A 23092-nucleotide genomic window follows, 5' to 3' on the forward strand; every position below is an offset into this window, starting at 1 on the left:
CACGAAAGGACCCCCGATCCATGACTGAGACTGCCAACAGCGCCGCGCCGAGCTGGACCACCGCTTCCGCCATCCTCTTTGACCTCGACGGCGTCCTGACGCCCACCGCGGTGGTGCACGAACGCGCCTGGCAGGAACTTTTCGACGGGTTCCTCGCGACCGTCCCCGGGGCCCCCGGGTACCGCGAAAGCGACTATTTCGACCACATCGACGGCAAGCCGCGGTTCGACGGCGTCCGGGACTTCCTGGCCTCCCGCAACATCGTGCTGCCGGAGGGCCCGCTGGACGACGACCCGGCGCACAACACCGTCCACGGCCTGGGCAACCGCAAGAACAAGGTGTTCAACGACATCGTGGCCGCCGGCGGCGTCAAGCCCTACGAGGGCTCCGTGCGCTTCATCGACGCCGCGCTGGCCCGAGGGCTCCAGGTCGCCGTCGTCTCCTCCTCCCGCAATGCCCCCGCCGTGCTCAAGGCCGCCGGGCTCTCGGACTACTTCCCGGTGGTGGTCGACGGCGTCGTCGCGGTCACCGAGGGGCTGCCCGGCAAGCCCAGCCCGGCAACCTACGAGTACGCCGCCCGGCTGCTGGGACTGCCCGCCAGCGAGTGCGTCGTGGTTGAGGACGCCGTCTCCGGGGTCCAGGCCGGAAGTGCCGGAGCCTTCCACTCCGTGGTGGGCGTGGACCGCGGCGCCGGCCGGCAGACGCTGCTGGCCGCCGGCGCCACCCTGGTGGTCAACGACCTCGACGAACTCCTCTAGCGCCCCGGCCCGGCCGGGCCCCACAATCACCACCGCAGACCTTTCACCGCCGCCCTCGAAGGAAATCCCACCATGGCACTCATCACCTCGGACCGCGCCCGGTTCCCCAATGACCCCTGGCAGCTGGTCGAGACCGTCCACCTCCCCGGCAACGCCGGCACCCTGGAAACGCTCTTCAGCCTGGGCAACGGGCACCTGGGCATCCGCGGCGCCCACTGGGCCGCTGCCGACGTCGACCTGCCCGGCAGCTTCATCAACGGCTTCCACGAGACCTGGGACATCAAGCACGCGGAGAACGCCTACGGCTTCGCGCGCACCGGCCAGCGGATCCTCTACATCCCGGACGCCAACAACTTCACCGTGATCATCGACGGCGAACCCCTCACCCTGGCCGAGTCCACCGTGCTGGACTACCGCCGCAGCGTCGACTTCGTCACCGGCATCTATGAGTGCCGGATCGTCTGGCAGTGCCGCTCCGGAGCCACCGTGACCACCACCGAACGCCGCGCCGTCGGCTACGAATCCCGCGGCGCCCTCGGTATTTCGCTGGAGGTTGCCGCGGACCGGGACATCTCCGCCGACGTGACCTCCTCCGTCATCAACCGCCAGGACCAGCCGGTGGAGGACCACTCGGCCCACGATCCGCGGCGCTCCGGCCGCCATGCCGGCCGGGTCCTGCTGCCCGTGCGCCTCGACGGCGGCGACGGCTCGCTGCGCCTGTCGTGGGAGACCGCGGAGTCGAAGCAGCGCATCGGCATGGCCGTGGACCACTGGACCAGCGCCGGCGTGCAGCCGTTCGACACCCAGATCCATGAGGACGACAGCAGCGTCCGCTACGTCCTGGCCGTCGGCGCGGACTCGCCGTTCGTGCTGGAGAAGAGCGTCAGCTACGCCGTCGGGCAGGACTCCGCAGACCTGGCCGACGACGCCGAGGCGGGCCTCAAGCCGCTCGGCGAGATCTTCGCCGAAAGCGCGGCCCACTACCGCAGCTACTGGGCCACGGGCGACATCGTCCTCGCCGGGCAGGACGAACTCCAGCAGGCTGTCCGCTGGAACCTCTTCCAGCTGGCCCAGGCCACGGCCTGCGCCGACGTCGCCGGCATTCCGGCCAAGGGCGTCACCGGCTCGGGTTACGACGGGCACTACTTCTGGGACCAGGAGGTGTACCTCATGCCCTACCTGACGTACACCAGCCCGGGCAACGCCCGCCAGGTCCTCGAGTTCCGCCACGCCATGCTCCCTGACGCCAGGAACCGCGCCAAGGAGCTCAGCGTGGACGGCGCCCTGTTCCCGTGGCGCACCATCAACGGGCTGGAGGCCAGCGCGTACTACGCCGCCGGCACGGCCCAGTTCCACATCGCCGCCGCGATCGCCTTTGCCGCGAACCGCTACATGTGGGCCACCGGCGACGAGCCGTTCCAGGAGACCCTGGGCGCCGAACTGCTGATCGAAACCGCCCGGATGTGGGCGTCGCTGGGCTTCTTCGGCAAGGACGGGCTGTTCCACATCCACGGCGTCACGGGCCCGGACGAGTACACCGCCGTGGTCAACGACAACCTGTACACCAACGTCATGGCCCGGTTTAACCTGCGCGCCGCCGCGGCACTGGACCACCCGGAGATTGACGACGCCGAACGCGAGTTCTGGGAACAGGCCGCCACCCGGATGCACCTGCCGTACGACGAGGACCTCCAGGTGCACTCGCAGGACAACGACTTCATGACCCTGGAGCCGTGGGACTGGAGCACGCCGCGGTCCAAGTACCCGCTGCTGCTGAACTTCCACCCCCTGGTGATCTACCGGCACCAGGTGCTCAAGCAGGCGGACAGTGTGCTGGCGATGTTCCTGCAGTGGCAGGACTTCACCGCCGAGGAGAAGCGCCGGGCCTTCGACTTCTACGATCCGATCACCACCGGCGATTCCACCCTGTCCGCCTGCGTGCAGGGCATCATGGCGGCCGAGGTGGGGTACGGCCAGGCCGCGCTGGACCACTTCACCCACGCCGCGTTCATCGACCTGGACGACACCCACGGCAACACGATCGACGGTGTGCACATCGCCTCCACCGGCGGCGTGTGGAGCTCGCTGGTCAGCGGCTTCGCGGGCCTGCGCGACCAGGGCACGGTGCCGTACTTCGACCCCCGGCTGCCCGCCGACTGGGACGGACTGACCTTCCACCTGAAGATTCAGGGCCGGCTGCTGCACCTGGAGCTGGAAAAGGACGCCCTCACCCTGACCGTGCGGGAGGGCGAGCCGCTCGAGGTGGATGTGCGCGGCGAGCTGGTCACGGCCGACGGCGACCCGGTCCGGGTTCCGCTGGCGCCGGTTGCGGCTCCCGAGCCCACCATCTTCCCCAGCGGACTTCCGACGGCTTCGATCCCCGTGGTGCGCGCGGCCGTTTGATGCACCACCCCGGCGGGGGTCACCTGGCGCCGATGATCCCTCCGGACACCGGCGCTAGGTGGCCCCGTGCTGCTCTGCGGCGTCCGTCTGGGCTTCCTCGCGGCCGTCAGCCAGGGGATGGGCGCGTTCATCGGACCGCATGCGCGCGGCGACCATGGCGACGGCGGCCATGACCGGGCACACGGTTCCGGCCACCAGGAAAATGAGCTCCACCGGCACCACCTCGGCGACCGGCCCGGCGAGGGCCATGGAGACGGGCATGAGGGCCAGTGAGACGAAAAAGTCCAGGCTGGAGACCCGGCCCAGCAGGTGTGGGGGCACGCGGCGCTGCAGCAGGGTTCCCCAGATCACCATGCCCATCCCGCCTGTGGCGCCGAAAATGAACAGGGCGGCCGCCAGCGCCCAGAAGCTGTCCATGATGCCGACGGCGGCGAGCGGCAGGGTGCCGGCGCCCCAGCTCACCATCATCACGGTGAGGTAGCGGCGCGGCAGCGGGAAAGAGGCTGTGGCCAGCGAGGCCGCGGCGCCGCCGACGCCCAGGACCGCGAGCAGGAAGCCGAACATCCGGGAATCCCCGCCAAGCTGGTCGCGGACCACGAACGGCAGGAGCACCTCGATGGGCCCGATCAGGAACAGCACGGAAATGCAGGCCCACAGCAGCGTCCAGAGCAGCCAGGGCGTGCGGGCCGTATAGCTGACCCCCTCACGGAGGTCGTGCAGCACGGACGTTTTGGCGCGCGGGCCCGCATCACCGGCGGCGGCTCCCGCCGCGCCGTCACCGACTGCCGTGCCGTCACCGACTGCAGCGGCCGGCAGCGGCCCCCGCCGGAGCAGGTTGAGGATGCAGAACGCCAGAAGGTGGCAGGCCGCCACCCCGGACACGGCGTGGGCGGGGGACAGCGAGGCCACCAGGATGCCCGCGACGGCAGGGCCCGCGGCCTGTTGCAGGATGGGCCGCATGGTCCCCTCCATGCCGTTGGCCGCAAGCAGGTCTTCCGGCGGCAGGATCCGGGGGAGGATCGCGGAGTAGGCGGGGAAGAAGAACGCGGCCCCGACGCCGAGCACAAACGCTCCCGCGGCCAGGTGCCAGAGCTGCAGCCAGCCCAGAATGGCCAGCCCGCTGATGGCGGCAATAACGGTGAGGTTCGCCGCCTCGACCGCGATGATCAGCAGCCGCTGCGGGAACCGGTCCGCCGCGATGCCCCCGGCCAGCACAAACGCCACGAGGCCCACGCTTCCGGCCGCCGCCACGAGGGAGAGCTCCAGGGGACCCCCGCCCAAGTGGATCACCTCGTAGACCATCGCCACGGCCCACATCCCCGAGCCGAAAATGGAGATGGCCAGGGCCGCAATCAACACACGGTATTCCCGGTGCGCAAACGGACGGAGGGCCCTCAGGGAACGCATGGATTCAGTCTAAACGCGCTCCCGCGGCAGGGCCGGTCCCTCCAACGAACCTGCAGGTCCGGGAAGCCGGAGGGAATAGCCGGCGGGGAACCGGGGTTGCCGCCTACCGGGACGGGCGATCCCTCCGGACCGCCCGTTCCGACGCACAGGGCCTGCCCGGCCGCGACCACGCGGCGGCCACAGGCCCCACCGAGCAGGACTATTCAGAAACGGAGATGGTGGATCAATGACTGCCTACAAGACAGTGAACCCCGCGACCGGAGAAACATTGAAGGAATTCCCGCTCGCCACTGCGGCCGAGGTTGAGCACGCGCTTGCCGCCTCAAAGGCTGCCTTTGACGACTGGCAGGCAGCGCCGGTGGAGGCCCGCACCAAGGTGATTGCCCGCGTGGCCGAACTGTACCGGGAACGCCGGGACGAGCTGGCCCGGCTGATTGCCACGGAGATGGGCAAACCTCTGGCCCAATCCCGCGGCGAGGTAGGTCTCGTGGCTGACATCTACGACTACTACGCGGAAGAAGGCCCGGCCTTCCTGAAGGACGAGGTCCTGGACGTCAAGGGCGGCGGCGAGGCGGTTGTCCGGTCCGCGCCGGTGGGACCTCTGCTGGGCATCATGCCGTGGAACTACCCCTACTACCAGGTGGCGCGGTTCGCCGCCCCCAACCTGGTCCTCGGCAACACCATCCTCCTCAAGCACGCAGGCAGCTGCCCCCAGTCCGCCCTCGCCATTGAGCAGATCTTCAAGGATGCCGGGCTGCCCGAAGGGGCCTACATCAACCTGTTCCTGAGCAACGACCAGGTTGCCGAGGTGATCGCTGATGACCGCGTCCAGGGTGTCTCGCTCACCGGCAGCGAGCGGGCCGGCTCGGCTGTGGCCGAGGTAGCCGGCAGGAACCTGAAGAAGTATGTACTGGAACTGGGCGGCAGTGACCCCTTCATCGTCCTCGACAGCGACGACCTCGACGCCACGGTTAAGGCAGCGGTCAGCGGACGGATGGGGAATGCCGGGCAGGCCTGCACGGCCTCGAAGCGTTTCATCGTCGTTGAAGACCTGTACGAGGCGTTCGTGGAGAAATTCACCGCCAGGATGTCCGCGATCAAGCCCGGCGACCCCCTCCTCGCCGAGACCCGGTTCGGCCCGCTCTCCTCGCAGAGCGCCGCCGACGGGCTGATCGAGCAGATCCAGGACGCCGTGGACAAGGGCGCCACCCTGCGGACCGGCGGACACCACGTCGAGGGCCCCGGCGCCTACGTCGAGCCCACGGTGCTGACCAATGTGACGCCCGGGATGCGGGCGTTCTCCGAAGAGCTCTTCGGCCCGGCGGCGGTCATCTACAAGGTCGCCGGTGTGGAGGAGGCAATCGAACTGGCCAACGGATCGCCCTACGGTCTCGGCGGTGCGGTCTTCAGCGCCGACGCCGAAAAGGCCAAGGACGTGGCGGACCGTTTGGACACCGGCATGGTGTTCATCAATTCCGTGGCTGAAACGCAGGCGGATCTGCCGTTCGGCGGAGTGAAGCGCTCCGGCGTCGGGCGCGAACTGGCACGGTTCGGCATGGATGAGTTCGTCAACAAGAAACTCATCCGGACCCCCGCCAAGTAGGACCCTTTCCGGACACGGCTGCGGTCTGCGGACCAGACCCTCAGGCCGCAACCGCCGCCGTTTGGATAGGCTCGAGTCATGAACACAACGGCCACCGCGACGGCGCGGCGCAGCCTGGCATTCATCGGCACCAACGCAGGACTCGCGCTGCACCCGGTGGACACTGACGGAACGCTGCGCCCCGGCGAACCGGCGAGCTGCTTCGCGTCCTTCTGGATGGCCGAGTGGTCGCGCTGGGGCACCGGCCACGCCCTCCTGGTCGCCACCCTCCAGGGGTGGCGGAGCTACGGCACCAGCGGGCCGTTCGCCGCGGCGCTGGCCACCGGGCTGACCCGCCATTTTCCGGAGGCCGCCCGCTTCCCGCTGGGAACCATCAGCCACACCCATGACGAGTTCGACGTCGACATCGACGCCGGGCGCGGACTCCGCGCCACCGGACGGAAAGCCGAGCTGGATATCAGCGGGGTCCTGGACCGCCGGCAGTTCGCCGCCCCCAACTTCCAGCTCGGCGACGCCAGCGCCGCGCTCAGCAACGTGTACCTGCCGTGCAGCACCGGCCGGCTCGCGGAATTCGGGGTTGAATGGCCGGGCGCCGCGGCCGCGTACGCGGGGCCGCTGGGCCCGGCGTCGTCCGCATTTGTGGCGGTGGCTGAATCGTGGGCGCTCTGACGCCGCTGCCGACGGCGAACAAGGTGCCGCCGGGCGGGGCGCAGGCGGGGAGGTGGCCTAGTGTTAACGCAGGACAAAACTCAGCTCACTTATGGTTCACGGAAGAGGCGACGATGGCCAAGCGCAGCAACCCGGCAATGAAGATGGCGCAGAAATCGGCACACAACGCGATGTTCGACGCCGAGGGCAAGCCCAAGCCCGGGGTCCACAACGTGCTCCTGCGGGCCGTCGAAGTCCAGCGCCCGCTGGTCCTTGCCAACCTTCGCCGGCTCCAGCGGAAGCACCCGCACGCCACCGCGGCGCAGCTCGCCGCGGCGCTGGAACGCGACTACCTCCTGGCCGTCACCGGCGGCGGCGCGCTGGTGGGCGGCGCCGCGGTGGTCCCCGGTGTGGGAACTGCTGCCGCGCTGGGCCTCTCGGCCGCCGCCACCGTGGGTTTCCTCGAAGCGACGGCGCTTTTCTCCACCTCGCTGGCCGAACTGCACGGGGTGCGGCTGGTGGATCCCGAAAAGGCCAGCACCCTGGTCATGGCGATCATGCTGGGCGAGGAGGGGACCGCACTGCTGAGCTCCCTGAGCGGCCAGGCTGCGGGGCAGGGCAAGGGCCCCACCCAGGCCTGGGGATCCCTCTTCTCCCGCAAGGTCCCGCTCACCGGATTCGGGACGGTCCGGGAGCGGATCCAGACGATGTTCCTCCGGACCCTGCTGAAGCAGCAGGGCACGGCCTGGCTGGGCCGGGCGCTGCCGTTCGGCATCGGCGCCGTCGTTGGCGGGGTGGGCAACCGGGTGATGGGCCGCGCCGTCGTCGCGAACGCCAAAGAAGCCTTCGGCCCGCTGCCGCTCGTCATCCCGGGCGAGCTCGGGGGCCCCGGGGAAATTCCCCGCGCGGAACCGGTGCAGGGCACGAAAGCCCCGGCTGCCGGCAGCAACGGCACACGCCCCGGCACCAAGGACGAATCACAGCAGGAAGGCGGCACGTTTTGGATCTGAACGCTGATCTGGGCGAGTCATACGGGACATGGACCATGGGCGACGACGCCGCGATGCTCCCGCTGGTCACGAGCACCAGCGTGGCCTGCGGGCTGCACGCCGGGGACCCCGTGACCATGCTGGACACGTGCCGGGCGGCCTACGAGCTGGACGTCCGGGTGGGCGCCCACCTGGGCTACCCGGACCTGGCCGGCTTCGGGCTCCGCGCCATGGACATCACGTTCGATGACCTCTTCGGCGCCGTGCTGTACCAGCTGGGTGCCCTGGACGGGGTGGCCCATGCCGTGGGCGCTTCGGTGGACTACGTCAAACTGCACGGGGCGCTCTACGACCGGACAGTGCGCGACGCCGAGCAGGCCTCCGCCGTGGTGGCCGCCATCCAGGCCTACGATCCGGGCCTTCCTGTCCTGGGACTGGAGGGCTCCGCCCTGCTGGGGATCGCCCGGGAAGCGGGCAGCCCGGTGTTCCACGAAGCCTTCGCCGACCGCGCGTACCTGCCGGACGGCACGCTGGTGCCGCGCGGGGACGAGGAATCCGTCATTGACGATCCCGAGGAGGTCGTGGAGCGGGCGCTGCGCCTGGCCCTCAAGGGCGAAGTCGTGGCGGTCGACGGCACGGTGCTCACACTGACACCGCATTCCCTCTGCCTGCACGGTGACACCCCGGGCTCGGTGGCGGTGGCCGCCGCCGTCCGCAACGCCCTGGAGAAGGCCGGCGTCGAACTGGAGTCCTTCGCCTAAGGTGTCCCGGCTCCGGCCGACCGGCGGCCGGCCAGTGCCGTAAGGCCCTATCCGGCCCCCGGGGCGGCCCATAGCTTGGGGGTCATGACTGCCGGAGGCTCCGCGGGGTTGGACGGACCCGCCTCGGATGCAATGTTGAAGCTGGGCCGATTCTTCACGAAATGGGACCAGACCGACGACGGCAGGGCGGTGTTCCGGGAAGGCGGCCGCAAGGGCGACATCTTCTACCGGGACCGCTGGAGCCACGACAAGGTGGTCCGCTCCACACACGGGGTGAACTGCACCGGCTCCTGCTCCTGGAAGGTGTACGTCAAGGACGGCATCATCACCTGGGAATCCCAACAGACCGACTACCCCTCGGTGGGTCCGGACAGCCCGGAATACGAACCCCGGGGCTGCCCGCGCGGGGCGGCCTTCTCCTGGTACACCTATTCACCCACCCGGGTCCGGTTCCCGTACGTGCGCGGCGTCCTGGTCGAGATGTACCGGGAGGCGAAGGCCCGGCTGGGCGACCCGGTGCTGGCCTTCGCCGACGTCGCGGGGGACCCGGAGCGGCGCCGCCGCTACCAGCGGGCCCGCGGCAAGGGCGGGCTGGTCCGTGTCTCCTGGCAGGAGGCGATCGAGATCGCCGCCGCCGCGCACGTCAACACGATCAAGAACTACGGGCCGGACCGCTGTGCCGGTTTCTCGCCGATCCCGGCGATGTCCATGGTCTCGCACGCCGTCGGAACCCGCTTCATGCAGCTGATCGGCGGGGTGATGACGTCCTTCTACGACTGGTACGCCGACCTTCCCGTGGCCAGCCCGCAGGTGTTCGGGGACCAGACCGACGTCCCGGAATCCGGGGACTGGTGGGACGCCCGGTACCTCATGATGTGGGGCTCCAACGTCCCCGTCACCCGCACCCCGGACGCGCACTGGATGGCCGAGGTGCGGTACCGGGGAACCAAGGTGGTCACGGTCAGCCCGGACTACGCGGACAACACCAAATTCGCCGACGAGTGGCTCCCCGCGCAGGCCGGCACCGACGCCGCGCTGGCCATGGCCATGGGGCACGTCATGCTCAAGGAATTCTTCGTCGACCGCGAGGTGCCGTTCTTCACCGGCTACGTCCGCCAGTACACGGACCTGCCGTTCCTGGTCCGGCTGGAACGGCGCGACGACGGCTCGCTCACCCCGGCGAAGTTCCTCACCGCCAAGGACCTGCGCGCCGAAACCGGGGCGGAGGACGCGGCGTTCCGCACCGTCCTGTTCGACAAGGCGGCAGGCCGCCCGGTGGTCCCCAACGGTTCCCTGGGCTTCCGGTACTCCGGCAGCGGCGAGGGCAAATGGAACCTGGACCTCGAGGGGATCGACCCCGCACTGTCACTGCGCGAGGTGTCCGCGGAGAGCGCCGAGATCCTGCTGCCGTGCTTTGAGGACGCCGGCGGGGACGGCAGCGTGCTCCGGCGCGGCGTGCCGGTCCTGGACGTCGAGGGCCAGCTGGTCACCACCGTGTTCGACTTGATGCTGGCCCAGTACGGCGTGGGCCGCGACGGGCTCCCGGGGGAGTGGGCCGCCGGCTACGATGACGCCGCCACGCCCTACACCCCGGCCTGGCAGGAGGAAATCACCTCCGTCCCGGCCAAGGCCTGCATCCGGGTGGCGCGTGAATTCGCCCGCAACGCCGAGCAGTCCCAGGGCCGGTCCATGATCATTATGGGCGCCGGGATCTGCCAGTGGTTCCACGGGGACACCACGTACCGGGCGGTGCTGGCGCTGGTGATGCTGACCGGCTGCCTGGGCCGCAACGGCGGCGGCTGGGCGCACTATGTGGGCCAGGAAAAGACCCGGCCTGTCACCGGCTGGCTGTCGCTGGCCAACGCCCTGGACTGGTCCCGGCCGCCCCGGACCATGATCGGCACCGGCTACTGGTACATGCACACGGACCAGTGGCGGCAGGACGGCTACTCCGCCGATGCGCTGAAATCCCCGCTCTCCACCGGCAACCTGGACGGCATGCACACCGCGGACGCCCTCGCCCAGTCCGCCCGGCTCGGCTGGATGCCCTTCTACCCGCAGTTCGACCGCAACCCGCTGGACCTCGCCGACGAGGCGGAAGCCGCCGTCGCCGCCGGCACCGCGAAGGACACCCCCGGCTACATCGCGGAGGCACTGAAGAACCGGACCCTGAACCCGGCGATCGAGGACGTCGACGCCCCGGAAAACTGGCCGCGGACTCTGGTGCTGTGGCGCTCCAACCTGTTCGGCTCATCGGCCAAGGGCAACGAGTACTTCCTGAGGAACCTGCTGGGCACCCACAACAACGTCCTCGGCGAGGACCACGCCGCGGGGCTCAAACCGCGGGACGTGAAGTGGCACGAGCGGGCGCCGGAAGGAAAGCTGGACCTGCTGGTCTCCGCGGACTTCCGGATGACGTCCACCACCCTGCTGTCCGACGTCGTGTTTCCGGCCGCCACCTGGTACGAGAAGCACGACCTGTCCTCCACCGACATGCACCCCTTTGTGCACGCCTTCACCCCGGCGATCGACCCGCCGTGGGAGACCAAAACGGACTTCGAGATGTTCCACCTCCTCGCCCAGGAGGTCTCCCGGATGGCCAAGACCCACCTGGGGGTCCGCCGGGACCTGGTCAGCGTGCCGCTGCAGCACGACACCCCCGGGCAGCTGGCCCAGCCCGGCGGGACGGTGCGCGACTGGCGGGACACGTCCATTCCCGCGGTTCCGGGCCAGAACATGCCCGTCTTTTCCGTCGTGGAGCGGGACTACACCGCCATCGCGGACAAGCTGGCCGCCGTCGGGCCGCTGGCCGACAAACTCGGCTTCACCGTCAAGAACGTCACCTACAAACTGGCCGGAGCGCTGGACCGGCTGAGCCGCGCCAACGGGGTGATGCTGGGCGGCGCCGCGGACGGCCGGCCCGCGATCGACACCGACGCGAAAATGGCCGAGGCCATTCTGGCCTTCTCCGGCACCACCAACGGCGCGCTGTCCGTGCAGGGCTTCAAGGACCTGGAGGTCCGCACCGGGAGGAAGCTGGCCGACCTGTCCGAGGGGTCGGAGGAAAAGTTCATCACCTTCGCGCAGACCCAGGCCGCCCCGGTTCCCGTCATCACCTCGCCGGAATGGTCCGGGTCCGAGACCGGCGGCCGGCGCTACGCGCCCTTCACCATCAACATCGAGCGGCTGAAGCCCTTCCACACACTGACCGGGCGGATGCACTTCTTCCTCGACCACGACTGGATGCGGGACATCGGCGAGGCCCTGCCCATCTACCGGCCGCCGCTGGACATGCACCGGCTCTTCGGCGAACCCAAACTCGGCCGGGACGGGGCCATGGAGGTGGTGGTCCGCTACCTGACCCCGCACTCCAAATGGTCCATCCACTCCGAATACCAGGACAATCTGCTGATGCTCTCGCTCTCCCGCGGCGGCCCGACGGTCTGGATGAGCCCCGCCGACGCCGACGCCATCCAGGTCCGGGACAACGACTGGGTGGAGTGCACGAACATCAACGGCGTCCTGGTGGCACGGGCGATTGTCAGCCACCGGATGCCGGCCGGCGTGGTCTACGTCCACCACGCGCAGGAACGCACCATCGACGTGCCCAAATCCGAGGCCACCGGCCGGCGCGGCGGCATCCACAACTCCGTGACCCGGCTGCTGGTCAAACCCTCGCACCTGATCGGCGGGTACGCGCAGCTGGCCTACGCATTCAACTACCTTGGCCCCACCGGAAACCAGCGCGACATGGTGGCCACCGTCCGGCGTCGTTCCCAGGAGGTGCAGTACTGATGCGAGTGATGGCTCAGATGGGCATGGTCATGAACCTGGACAAATGCATCGGCTGCCACACCTGTTCCGTGACCTGCAAGCAGGCCTGGACCAACCGTGCGGGCACCGAATATGTCTGGTTCAACAACGTGGAAACCCGCCCCGGCCAGGGGTATCCGCGCCGCTACGAGGACCAGGAGAAGTGGCGGGGCGGCTGGGTGCTGAACAAGCGCGGAAAGCTGGTGCTCAAAGGCGGCGGCCGGGTCAGGAAGATGCTCGGGATCTTCGCCAGCCCGGTCCAGCCCGAGCTCAAGGACTACTACGAGCCGTGGACCTACGACTACAAAACCCTTGTGGACGCGCCGCTGGGCGATGATTTCCCGGTGGCGCGGCCGAAGTCTCTGATCACGGGCGAGGACACGAAGATCACGTGGTCCGCGAACTGGGACGACGACCTGGGCGGTTCCGCCGAGCACGGCCACCTGGACCCGCTGGTGGAAAAGGTCCGGCGCGAGTCCGAGGACAAGATCAAGTTCGCCTACGAGCAGACCTTTATGTTCTACCTGCCGCGGATCTGCGAGCACTGCCTGAACCCGTCCTGCATGGCCTCCTGCCCCTCCGGGGCCATCTACAAGCGGGTGGAGGACGGGATTGTGCTGGTGGACCAGGACCGGTGCCGCGGCTGGCGGCAGTGCGTCACCGGCTGCCCCTACAAGAAGATCTACTTCAACCACAAGACCGGCAAGGCCGAGAAGTGCACGTTCTGCTACCCGCGGGTGGAGGTGGGGCTCCCGACGGTCTGCTCGGAGACGTGCGTGGGCCGGCTGCGGTACCTCGGACTGTTCCTGTACGACGCCGACGCCGTCACCGCGGCCGCGGCGGTCACCGACCCGCAGGAGCTCTACGACGCCCAGATGGACGTGCTGCTGGACCCGGCCGACCCCGCCGTGCAGGCCGAGGCGCGGGCGCAGGGCATCCCGGAGGACTGGATCGACGCCGCCCGGCGATCGCCGGTCTACGCCCTGGCCAAGGTCTACAAGGTGGCGCTGCCGCTGCACCCCGAATACCGCACCATGCCCATGGTCTGGTACGTGCCGCCGCTGTCCCCGGTGGTGGACCTGCTGCGGGACCAAGGGCACGACGGCGAGGACGCCGGCAACCTGTTCGGCGCGATCGACGCGCTCCGCATCCCGGTGGAATACCTGGCCGAACTCTTCACCGCCGGGGACGCCGGCCGGGTCACGGCGGTGCTGCGGAAGCTTGCGGCGATGCGCTCCTTCATGCGCGGCATCAGCCTCGGCAACGACCCCGACGAGTCCATCCCCGAGGCGGTCGGGATGGACGGCCAGAGCATGTACGAGATGTACCGGCTGATGGCGATCGCAAAATACGAGGAACGCTACGTCATCCCGAAGGCTCACGTGGAACAGGCCCACGACCTGGAGGAAATGGGCTGCTCCCTGGACTTCGACGGCGGGCCCGGCATGCAGGATTCCGCACCGTTCGGTGAGGCCAGCGGGAGGCCCGTCCCGGTGGCGGTGGAGACTTTCAACGCGCTGCGCGACCGGCAGACGTCCGGCTCCGCACCGGGGGAGGCCACCCTCCGCGGCCGGGTGAACCTGCTGAACTGGGACGGGACGGGGTCCCCTCCCGGGTTGTTCCCGGAGAAAGCGCTGTTTCCGGAGAAAGGGCCGGAACCGGACACCCTGGCGGCGGCGGAGGACCAGCCATGAGCCGCCGCGAACAGGTGGTGTACCTCGCCGCCGCGTGGTGCCTGTCCTACCCGGACGAAGACCTGCTGGGCAGGGTGCCGCTGATGCGGTCCGCGCTCGCGGAGTTCCCCCACGCCGCCGCCGACTTCGAGGAGGTGCTGGACGCGTTGGAGACTAAGCCGCTGATGGACAGCCAGGCCGGCTACGTGCGCGAGTTCGACCTCGGCAAGCGCCACGCCCTGCACCTGTCCTACTGGACCGACGGGGACACCCGGCGCCGCGGCGAAGTCCTGGGCAACTTCAAGAAGACCTACCGGCAAAGCGACGCCCTGGTGGACACCCGCGGGGAGCTGCCGGACTACCTGCCCATGGTGCTGGAATTTGCCGCCCTGGTGGACCTTGCCGCCGGCCGCGGGCTGCTGGCCAGTTTCCGGGCCAGCCTGGAGATGCTCCGTTTCGGACTGCTCCGGGACAAACTTCCGCACGCCAAAATCCTGCAGGCCGTCTGCGCCACCCTGCCGGGGAAATCGCCCGCGGACGAGCAGGCCGTGATGCGGATGGCCGGCTACGGCCCGCCCACCGAAGCGGTGGGCCTGGACCCCTACGACCCCCGGCTGCTGCCGGTGCAGGGGGCATGACCATGCCGGCCTTCGCAGCAGAGCCCGGAGCCGCCGTCGAGCTCAGCGCCCTGGACATCGTGCTCTGGGGCGTGCTGCCCTACGTCATGGTGGTGGTGCTGGTGGGCGGCCTGGTCTGGCGCTACAAATACGACCAGTTCGGCTGGACCACCCGCTCCTCCCAGCTGTACGAATCCCGGCTGCTCAGGATCGCCTCGCCCTTGTTCCACTTTGGGCTGCTCGCCGTGATCGCGGGCCACTTCTTCGGCCTGGTCATTCCGATGGCCTGGACCCAGGCGGTGGGAATGAGCCAGGACTTCTACCATTTCAACGCCCTCTTCGTCGGCGGCATTGCCGGGATCGGCACCCTGGGCGGGATCATCCTGCTGATCTACCGCCGCCGCACCACCGGCCCGGTCTTTATGGCCACCACCGGCAATGACAAGACCATGTACGTGGTGCTGACCGGGGCGATTGTGCTCGGGTTGTGGACCACCCTGGCGAGTGTGTTCGAAGGCGAACACGGGCACAATTACCGCGAAACCGTGGCGCCGTGGTTCCGCTCCCTGTTCATCTTCCAGCCCGACCTCGCCGCCATGGCAGCCGCGCCGTTCTCCTTCCACCTGCACACGCTGGTGGGCATGGCACTCTTCGTGATCTGGCCCTTCACCCGGCTGGTCCATGCCTTCACCGCGCCGCTGCATTACCTGTTCCGCCCCTACATCGTTTACCGCTCCCGGGACCGGGACCGCGCGGGCGGCAGGCCCGGCGCCCCTGCCGGCCGCGCGTCGAACGTCCCTGCCCGCCGCGGCTGGTCCGCCGTCGGGACCCGCGACCGGGACACCCGGAACCGCTGAGCGACACTGCGACCGCTCTGTCGAGCCGACGCCGAACCGAGAGGAAGACCAGTGGCCGGATCCGAGCCCGTTCGTTCAACCGCCCCCGCCGGGCGGACGCTCAACCTGGTGCTCGCCACCTCGGCCTCGGTGGCCGGGTTCTGGGCCTGGAACTCGGTGGCCACCCTTGGCGCCTTCTATACGCAGAACCTCGAGCTGACGCCGGCCGCCACCGGGGTGCTGGTGGCGATGCCGGTGTTCGTCGGGTCGCTGGGCCGGATCGTGGTGGGCGCCTTGACCGACAAACATGGCGGCCGGGCGATGTTCACTTTCGTGCTGCTGGCATCCATCCTGCCGATCCTGCTCGTGGCGGTCGGCGGGCTGCTGAGTTCCTTCGCCCTCGTGCTGGGTGCGGGGCTGCTGCTGGGCGTCGCCGGAACGGTCTTCGCCGTCGGGATCCCCTTTGTCAGCGCCTGGTACGAGCCGTCACGGCGCGGTTTCGCCACCGGCGTCTTCGGCGCCGGTATGGGCGGGACCGCGCTGGCGGCCTTCCTGAATCCCCGGCTGGTGGCCGGGATCGGCTACTTCCCGACGCACCTGCTGATCGCCGGGATACTCGCTGTCATGGCGCCGCTGGTCTGGTTCCTGATGAAGGAGGCCCCTGGCTGGACCCGCAACAAGCAGCCGGTCCTGCCCAAGCTGCTGGACGCCGCCAAGACGCCCGTCACCTGGAAAATGTGCTTCCTGTACGCCGTGGTCTTCGGCGGGTTCGTCTCCTTCGCGACCTACCTGCCCACCTACCTCCGCGACGTCTACACCTTCGATCCGAGCGGCGCCGGGGCGCGCACCGCCGGTTTCGCGCTGGCCGCCGTGCTGGCACGGCCCCTGGGCGGAGTGCTGGCGGACAAGTTCGGGCCCAAGCCGATCGTCATCGCCTCGCTGGCCGGCGTCGCCGTCCTGGCCTGGGTGGTGAACCTGCAGCCCGACGGCGAAGTCCCCGCCGGCCTGACGTTCGTCACCATGGCAGCGGCGCTGGGCCTCGGGACGGGCGGCGTGTTCGCGTGGGTGGGAGTGCTCGCCCCGCCAGGGAAAGTCGGCAGCATCAGCGGAGTGGTCAGCGCGGCCGGCGGCCTGGGCGGCTACTTCCCGCCGCTGATCATGGGAGCGACCTACGACGCCGCGTCGCGCAGCTACTCGATCGGGCTGCTGCTGCTGGTGGTCACGGCGCTGGCCGCGCTGGCCTTCACCATCTTCGCCGTCCCGGGCAGGACAAAGGCGAAGGTCACGGCATGACGGCCGGGGCCTCCGCCGTACCGGGCGCGATGCTCTCGCTCTTACTGCTGGGGGCCTGCTCCTGCGGTGCGCCGGCCGGGCCGGCACCCTCGTCCAGCCCCGGCTCTCCGGCCGCTGCAACGAGCGGAACGCCGACGGCGGCGCCTTCGACGTCGTCCGCGCCACCCAGCCCGGCCGGGGGCCCCGCAAGCAGCCCCCCGGCGTCGGAGAACTGGACCACGTACACCACGGCGGCCGGCGACCTGACGTTCGATCTTCCGTCCACCTGGCGGGTCCGCGACCCGGCAGGGGAACTGGCCGAAGGCGGCGGTGCGTTCGCGGAGGTGACCACCGGGGACGGCCGGCTTATGGCGACGCTCCGCACCAACATGGCAACGGGTTCCACGTGCATCGAAAAGTACCCCTACGCCGTGCTGGATTCACAGGAGATGCCGCAGTTGGCGCAGCCCGGGTGGGTGCCGCGGTACATGTTCGAAACCCGCGGCAACGCCATTGCTCCCGGGCCGCCGGACACCCCGGCGGCGGCCTACGGCATTACGGCATTACCCCTGCCAGAAGGGGATTCAACCTGCTACATGTTCCACTTCTTCCTGTGGCCGCCCAACTCCGCCATGTTCGGGGCGTTCTACGACCCGGAAAACAATCTCACGCCTGGTGACCCGTCACTGCCGTACCTGGAGAAAGCGCGGTTGTACGCCGGCACCGCCGAGTACAGTGCCATCAAGCGGATGATTACATCGCTGCGGCCGGCGGGCTAGCGGAGAGCTGTTGGTCCGGGCGGGCACCGTCAGCCGAAGACCAGATGCGCCACCGTGAAGATCCCCAGCCCGGCGAGGGCGCCCACCACGGTGCCGTTGATGCGGATGAACTGCAGGTCCTTGCCGATCTGCAGCTCGATCTTCTGCGAGGTTTCCTCGGCGTCCCAGCGGGCCACGGTATCGGTGATCACCCCGGCGATGTCGGACCGGTACGTCCGGACGAGGTACCCCGCGGCGTCCCCGATCCAGGTGTTCACCTTGCCGGCGAGCTCGGCGTCGGACACCAGCCGTGCGCCGAAATCGCGGACCGCGGCTTTGAACCGCACCGTGAGTTCGCTCTGCGGGTCGTCGACGGCGGAGAGCAGGGCGGCCTTGATGGTGCCCCACGTGCGGGACGCCAGTTCCCGGATCTCGGGATCGCCGAGGAGCTGGGCCTTGATGCCCTCGGCCCGGGCGATCATCACCGGATCATGCTGCAGGTCCTGGGCGAGGTCCTTGAGGTACTTGTCGATCGACAGGCGGACCTGGTGCTGCGGATCGGCCTGCACGGCGCGGGTGAACTTCAGGATCTCGATATAGACCTTGTCGCCCACCAGTCCGTCCACGAACGACGGCACCCACGTGGGGGAGCGGTCCGTGACTAGCCGGTTGACGGTCTCCTGGTTGTCCCGCACCCAGTCCACCGTGCGGTCCACCAGCACGTCCACCAGTGCGTGGTGGTGGCCGTCGTCGAAGATCCGCTGGGCCACCCGGCCCACCGGGGGTCCCCACGGCGGGGCGAGCAGGTGCCGGCGCACCATGCCCTCGATCACCGCTTGGACATCGTCGTCGTTGAGCACCGTGAAAGCGCCGCGGATGACGGCCGCGCCTTCCTTGGCGACGCGTTCGGCGCCGCCGGGCCCGGAGAGCCAGGCCCCGGCCTTGCGGGCGATGTCGACGGACGCGAGCTTTTCGTGGACTACTTCCTCGGAGAGGAAATTGGTTTCCACGAATTCCCCGAGCGAGGCGCCGATCTGGTCCTTGCGCTGCGGGATGATGGCTGTGTGCGGGATCTTCACACCCATGGGGTATTTGAACAGGGCTGTCACTGCGAACCAGTCGGCGAGGGCGCCCACCATCCCGCCCTCGGCAGCGGCGCGGACGTACTGGAGCCACGGGTACTGGTCCTGCAGGGCAAAGGCGATCACAAAAATCACCGCCATCAGGATCAGGAGGGACAGCGCCAGCAGCTTCATCCTCCGCAGCGCGGACGCCTTCTCGGCGTCGGCCGCGGCCATCCGCTGGCGTCGGGACGCGGCCCCGGCAGCACGGTCCGCGGCGCCGCCGGGGCCTTCCGGACGGGTACTTGGCTCAGTATTCACCTGCATGTGCCCAGCCTAGCCCCGCATCGGGCAGGGCTGTCCGCTAACGTGGCAGCATGACGACTGACGAGTCCGCCACAGCCCGTCCGCTGGTCTACGCCCACCGCGGTGCAAGCGGTGCCTTCGCCGAGCACACCCGGGCCGCCTACCTGCGGGCCATTGCCGACGGCGCCGACGGCGTCGAGTGCGACATCCACCTGACCCGGGACCAGCACGCGGTGCTCCTGCACGACGCCACCCTGGACCGCACGTCCGACGGCACCGGCCCGGTGGCGGACCGCACGCTGCACGAGCTCCGGCAGCTGGACTTCTCCTCCTGGAAGGGCGCCCGGATTCCGGATGCGTACGGTGCCAAATCCACCCAGTTGCTGACCCTCCCGGAGTTGCTGGTCCTGCTGCAGGCCGCGGGCCGGGAGATCGGGCTGGCCATTGAGCTCAAGCATCCCAGCCCGTTCCAGCTCAAGCTGGAGGACCGGGTCCTGGAGGTTCTCCGGTCCCAGGGCTGGGACCCGGCGACATCCCGGCTGGGGAACATCAAGGTGTCCTTTATGAGCTTCAGCCCGGACTCGGTGAAGCACCTGCTGAAGTCCGTCCCCGCTTCCGCCGTGTGCCAGCTCGTGGACGACGTCGACGTCGAGGAGATCCGTGAGGAGCTTGGCCTGGGCGCGCTGACCGGCGGGGCGCTGGCGAACCTGATGCGGGCCGCCCAGGTGGAGGCCGAGCGGATCCTGGACGACTGCGAGACCGGGCTGGCCGGACCTGGCATCGACTACGTCCGGAGCCATTCCCGGACCGTCCGGCGCTGGCTCAATTCAGGCCGCCGCTTCCGGGTGTGGACCGTGGACTCCGAGGACGACGTCGCACTCTGCCAGGAACTCGGGGTCCACGAGATCACCACCAACCGGCCCGCCCAGGTCCTCGCCCAGCTGTCCGCCGGCTCCCGGAGCCGCTAGCCCGGACCGTCAGTTCCAGCTTTTCCAAGGGCCGCCCCGGGAGCATGCGCTCACGGAACAGGCGGGAAATAAGTGGGGGAGCTATGCATCGGACCGGTACAACCTTGATCTGCGCCTTGCTGGCGGGGCTGCTGGTCTCCTGCAGCCCGCCGCAGGCAGACCCCACACCCCCGGAGGCGGCGCTGGTCCTCAAAGCGCCGGCAGATGCTGTGCCCGCCGTCGACCCCGCGGTTCACCAACGCGTAAAGAACCTCTGTATTGAACAGCTCCAGGTGCAGGCCTCCGGCAAGGCCCCCGGGCCCACACAACTGCGCCCGCAAAAAATCAGGCTGGTCAAGGTGGCCCTTCTCGGCGGGACCCGGCAGATCACGCTTCCCGGCGGCGCAACCGGCTACGAGCTTGGCATCGAATACATGTACAAAATGGGCAACGACGATGCGAAACCGGGGCGGAAATTGTGCCGGGCGAATCTGGCTGACTCAACCGTGGAGTGGCAAGGGCTGACGGGCCGCTAGCCTGGCGTCGGGCAGCCTTACTTAGGCCACTTTCACTGGGACCACCCGCGGCTACGCCGTCAGGTCGCGGCGGCGCCAGCCGGCAAAACCAAGCGCCGCGAGGGCCGCAGCGGCCACCGTGAGGGCAGCCAGCGCCGGCACCGCGCCGGAGTCCACCGGCAGCAGCGGGGAATGCCGGAACGGCGAGAGTTCCATGAGCCACTCCGGTGCGTTCCAGAGCACCCCGAATTCGCCCAGGGCCACCAGTGCCAGCAGGAAAACCCACACCATCCCGGCCAGCCGCGGCGCCCAGCCAAACACCGCCAGGGCCACACCGGCCAGCACCCAGGCGGCGGGGACCTGGGCCAGCGCGGCCACGGTACTGCGGCCCACGAGGGCGGCATCGCCGACGGCGGAGGCGGCGCCGGCGCCGATCGAAACCCCGGCCAGCAGGAGCAGCACGGTGACCCCGGCCAGGGCGAACGCGAAGTGGCTGGCAGCCCAGCGGATGCGCGTGGTGGCCGTGCCCAGCAGGGCTTCCGTGTGGCCCGAGGCCTCCTCGCTGCGCAGATGGTTGGCGGCAGAGACCCCGTAGGCGGCCGCCAGCACCCCCATGATGCTGATCTCCGCGGCCAGGAAGGCATCCGTCAGGGCCGCCTGGCCGCCGATCCGCCTGATCAGGTCCTGGGCGTTCGGCGAATTCAGCAGTTCGCCCACGTTGCTGACCAGGGAACCGATCACCACGCCGAACAGGACAAACGCGACAGACCACGCCAGCAGCAACCGGTACTGCAGGCGCACGGCCAGGTCCCAGACCCCGGCGAGCGAACCGGCGGACGGCCCGGGCCGCTCCGCACGGAGCCCGGCGCCAAGATCGCGCGCGGCCCGGAGCGCGAAGGCGGCCGGAACCAGGACCAGGCACAGGGCTGCCGGCAGCGCCAGCACCCACCAGCGGTCCCCGGCGAAGGCCCGGATCTGCTGGTTCCACCCGATGGGTGACAGCCAGGACAGGACCGAGGGGCCCGGTTCGGCCAGGTCGCCCACCGCACGCAGCGCATAGGTGACGGCTATAAAACCGATGCTGAATCCGGTGGCGGCCCGTGCGCTGGCGGTCACCTGGGCCGCCACTCCTGCCACGGCACTGAACGCCATCCCCGTGGCGGCCCAGCCCAGCCCGAATGCGAGGGAGCCGCTGGACGGCAGTCCGCCGGCCGTCAGTGCTGCCGCCGACAGGAGCCCCAGGGCCAGGTTGGCGCCGAGACTGATGGTGAGGGCGGACGCCAGCGGCGCGTCACGGCCCAGCCTGCCGCCGCCCAGCAGTTCCAGGCGTCCGCTCTCCTCGTCGGCGCGGGTGTGCCGGACGACGAGGATGGCCATCAGCACGGCGAGGATGGCGGTCATGAACGCGGTGTATTTGATCAGCGACAGCGCACCTATGGAGGTGGGATCGTAGATCCGCCCGAAGAGGGCCACCATCGACGCGGTCGCGTTCAGCGCGGTGGCGGCCTCGACGCGGCTGCCCAGCTCCGGATACAGCTCGGCGCCGGCCACCGCCGTCGAATAGGAAATCAGGGCGAACCCGGCGATCCAGAACGGCAGCAGCCACCGGTCCCGCCGCAGACCGAGCCGGATCATGACGCCTGTGCCGGCCAGGGTCTCACGCATCGCGGGACCGCCGCCCGCCGTCCCCCGGGAGTCCGGGCCGTGGAACGCCGGACCGTCCGGTGGTGGTTCCGACGGCCGCGGCGGCGTCTCCGGCGGAGATGTCCCCGTAGTGCCGCAGGAACAGGTCCTCCAGGGTCGGGGGCTGGCTGGTCAGCGACTGCAGGCCGGCGGAGGTCAGCGCGTCCAGGAACGGACCCAGGCCGGCGGGCTCCACCTGGGCGGTGACCCGGTGGTTCGTCACCACCACATCGTGGACCCCGGGCAGCACGTCCAGCCCGGGCGGGACAGCTGCAAGATCGGCGGTGACGGAGGTGCGGGTCAGGTGCCGCAGCTGCTCCAGCGGCCCGGTCTCCACCACTTTCCCGGCGCGGATAATGCTGACCCGGTCGGAGAGGGCCTCGGCTTCGCTGAGGATATGGCTGCTGAGCACCACCGTCCGCCCCTGCGCGCGGAGCTCCCGCACGCAGCCACGGAACGCGTCCTCCATCAGCGGGTCAAGGCCGCTGGTCGGTTCGTCCAGCAGGAAGAGCTCGGCGTCCGTGGCCAGGGCTGCGACGAGGGCCACCTTCTGCCGGTTCCCCTTCGAATATGTCCGGGACTTCTTGCTGGGGTCCAGCTCAAACAGTTCCAGCAGACGGTCCCGGCGGGCGCGGTCGTGGACGCCCTGCAGCCGTCCCAGGAGGTCGATCACTTCGCCGCCGGTGAGGTTTGGCCACAGCGCCACGTCCCCGGGAACGTAGGCCAGGCGGCGGTGCAGGGCCGCCACATCATGCCAGGGGTCCAGCCCCAGTACCCGGATGGAACCTGCGCTGCTGCGCAGGAGGCCCAGCAGGAGCCGCAGGGTGGTGGACTTGCCCGACCCGTTGGGTCCGAGGAAGCCATGCACCTCGCCGGCGGCCACCTCGAAATCCAGGCCGTCCAGGGCCGTCACGGCCCCGAAACGCTTCACCACCCCGGTCATCTCCACCACGCTGTCCATGGTCAACAAGTTACGCCGGATTTCCGCGCCGGGACCCCTGCGGAAAGTCCTGCTTTCCGGGCCCGGGCCGCGGTTTAGCGA

19 protein-coding genes are annotated in these 23092 nt (G+C 69.5%); 14 read left to right on the forward strand and 5 right to left on the reverse strand.

Annotated features, from left to right (window positions below):
• Positions 1-20: 20 nt before the first annotated feature.
• A complete protein-coding gene (locus AR539_RS03540; protein WP_066432593.1) occupies positions 21-758 on the forward strand; it encodes an HAD family hydrolase in 738 nt (245 codons plus the stop codon).
• Between the two features lie 72 nt (positions 759-830).
• Positions 831-3161 (forward strand): glycoside hydrolase family 65 protein, encoded by a 2331-nt coding sequence (locus tag AR539_RS03545; protein ID WP_066432595.1) that lies wholly within the window; start codon positions 831-833, stop codon positions 3159-3161.
• A gap of 54 nt (positions 3162-3215) precedes the next feature.
• Here AR539_RS03545 and AR539_RS03550 read toward each other — a convergent pair whose 3' ends face one another.
• On the reverse strand, positions 3216-4568 hold the full coding sequence (locus AR539_RS03550; protein ID WP_066432597.1) for an MFS transporter: 1353 nt from the start codon (positions 4566-4568) through the stop codon (positions 3216-3218).
• Between the two features lie 226 nt (positions 4569-4794).
• Here AR539_RS03550 and AR539_RS03555 point away from each other — a divergent pair, with 226 nt between their 5' ends.
• From AR539_RS03555 to AR539_RS03595, 9 genes are all read left to right on the forward strand, one after another.
• The gene (locus tag AR539_RS03555) at positions 4795-6171 is read left to right on the forward strand and encodes an NAD-dependent succinate-semialdehyde dehydrogenase (RefSeq protein ID WP_066432600.1); all 1377 of its coding nucleotides are present in this window, start codon (positions 4795-4797) and stop codon (positions 6169-6171) included.
• Between the two features lie 78 nt (positions 6172-6249).
• Positions 6250-6840 carry a hypothetical protein gene (locus AR539_RS03560; RefSeq protein ID WP_066432603.1) on the forward strand — a complete coding sequence of 197 codons (591 nt, stop codon included), beginning with the start codon at positions 6250-6252 and terminating at the stop codon, positions 6838-6840.
• 113 nt (positions 6841-6953) lie between these two features.
• Entirely contained in the window at positions 6954-7829 is an 876-nt protein-coding gene (locus AR539_RS03565; protein ID WP_066432605.1) for a hypothetical protein, read from the forward strand.
• The gene (locus AR539_RS03570; RefSeq protein ID WP_066432606.1) at positions 7820-8569 is read left to right on the forward strand and encodes a LamB/YcsF family protein; all 750 of its coding nucleotides are present in this window, start codon (positions 7820-7822) and stop codon (positions 8567-8569) included. Before AR539_RS03565 ends, AR539_RS03570 begins: the two co-directional genes overlap by 10 nt.
• Before the next feature lie 84 nt (positions 8570-8653).
• A complete protein-coding gene (locus AR539_RS03575; RefSeq protein WP_066432608.1) occupies positions 8654-12364 on the forward strand; it encodes a nitrate reductase subunit alpha in 3711 nt (1236 codons plus the stop codon).
• Positions 12364-14076, forward strand: coding sequence for a nitrate reductase subunit beta (narH, locus tag AR539_RS03580; RefSeq protein WP_066432610.1), 1713 nt, complete (start codon positions 12364-12366; stop codon positions 14074-14076). The genes AR539_RS03575 and narH overlap by 1 nt, the downstream gene beginning before the upstream one ends.
• A complete protein-coding gene (narJ, locus tag AR539_RS03585; RefSeq protein ID WP_066432612.1) occupies positions 14073-14693 on the forward strand; it encodes a nitrate reductase molybdenum cofactor assembly chaperone in 621 nt (206 codons plus the stop codon). The genes narH and narJ overlap by 4 nt, the downstream gene beginning before the upstream one ends.
• A gap of 2 nt (positions 14694-14695) precedes the next feature.
• Entirely contained in the window at positions 14696-15529 is an 834-nt protein-coding gene (gene narI, locus AR539_RS03590) for a respiratory nitrate reductase subunit gamma (RefSeq protein ID WP_066433104.1), read from the forward strand.
• Between the two features lie 51 nt (positions 15530-15580).
• Positions 15581-16801 carry an MFS transporter gene (locus tag AR539_RS03595; protein WP_066432614.1) on the forward strand — a complete coding sequence of 407 codons (1221 nt, stop codon included), beginning with the start codon at positions 15581-15583 and terminating at the stop codon, positions 16799-16801.
• On the opposite strand, the gene AR539_RS19845 is transcribed toward AR539_RS03595, so the two are convergent.
• A complete protein-coding gene (locus AR539_RS19845; RefSeq protein WP_331457468.1) occupies positions 16791-17066 on the reverse strand; it encodes a hypothetical protein in 276 nt (91 codons plus the stop codon). The genes AR539_RS03595 and AR539_RS19845 overlap by 11 nt on opposite strands.
• A 58-nt stretch (positions 17067-17124) precedes the next feature.
• Between AR539_RS19845 and AR539_RS19850 the strand changes: the two genes are divergently transcribed.
• The gene (locus AR539_RS19850; protein ID WP_331457469.1) at positions 17125-17559 is read left to right on the forward strand and encodes a hypothetical protein; all 435 of its coding nucleotides are present in this window, start codon (positions 17125-17127) and stop codon (positions 17557-17559) included.
• Positions 17560-17588: 29 nt separating this feature from the next.
• On the opposite strand, the gene AR539_RS03605 is transcribed toward AR539_RS19850, so the two are convergent.
• Positions 17589-18926 (reverse strand): DUF445 domain-containing protein, encoded by a 1338-nt coding sequence (locus AR539_RS03605; protein ID WP_066432618.1) that lies wholly within the window; start codon positions 18924-18926, stop codon positions 17589-17591.
• 50 nt (positions 18927-18976) lie between these two features.
• Here AR539_RS03605 and AR539_RS03610 point away from each other — a divergent pair, with 50 nt between their 5' ends.
• Positions 18977-19873, forward strand: coding sequence for a glycerophosphodiester phosphodiesterase (locus tag AR539_RS03610; RefSeq protein ID WP_066432620.1), 897 nt, complete (start codon positions 18977-18979; stop codon positions 19871-19873).
• Between the two features lie 83 nt (positions 19874-19956).
• Positions 19957-20388, forward strand: a complete 432-nt coding sequence (locus AR539_RS03615; protein ID WP_066432622.1) for a hypothetical protein — start codon at positions 19957-19959, stop codon at positions 20386-20388.
• Positions 20389-20439: 51 nt separating this feature from the next.
• Here the strand turns inward: AR539_RS03615 and AR539_RS03620 are convergent, their stop codons facing one another.
• Positions 20440-22032 (reverse strand): ABC transporter permease, encoded by a 1593-nt coding sequence (locus AR539_RS03620; RefSeq protein ID WP_066432624.1) that lies wholly within the window; start codon positions 22030-22032, stop codon positions 20440-20442.
• Positions 22025-23011, reverse strand: coding sequence for an ABC transporter ATP-binding protein (locus AR539_RS03625; RefSeq protein ID WP_082699171.1), 987 nt, complete (start codon positions 23009-23011; stop codon positions 22025-22027). The genes AR539_RS03620 and AR539_RS03625 overlap by 8 nt, the downstream gene beginning before the upstream one ends.
• Positions 23012-23092 lie beyond the last annotated feature (81 nt).

Source organism: Arthrobacter sp. EPSL27, from assembly GCF_001512305.1.
Lineage (GTDB): Bacteria > Actinomycetota > Actinomycetes > Actinomycetales > Micrococcaceae > Arthrobacter.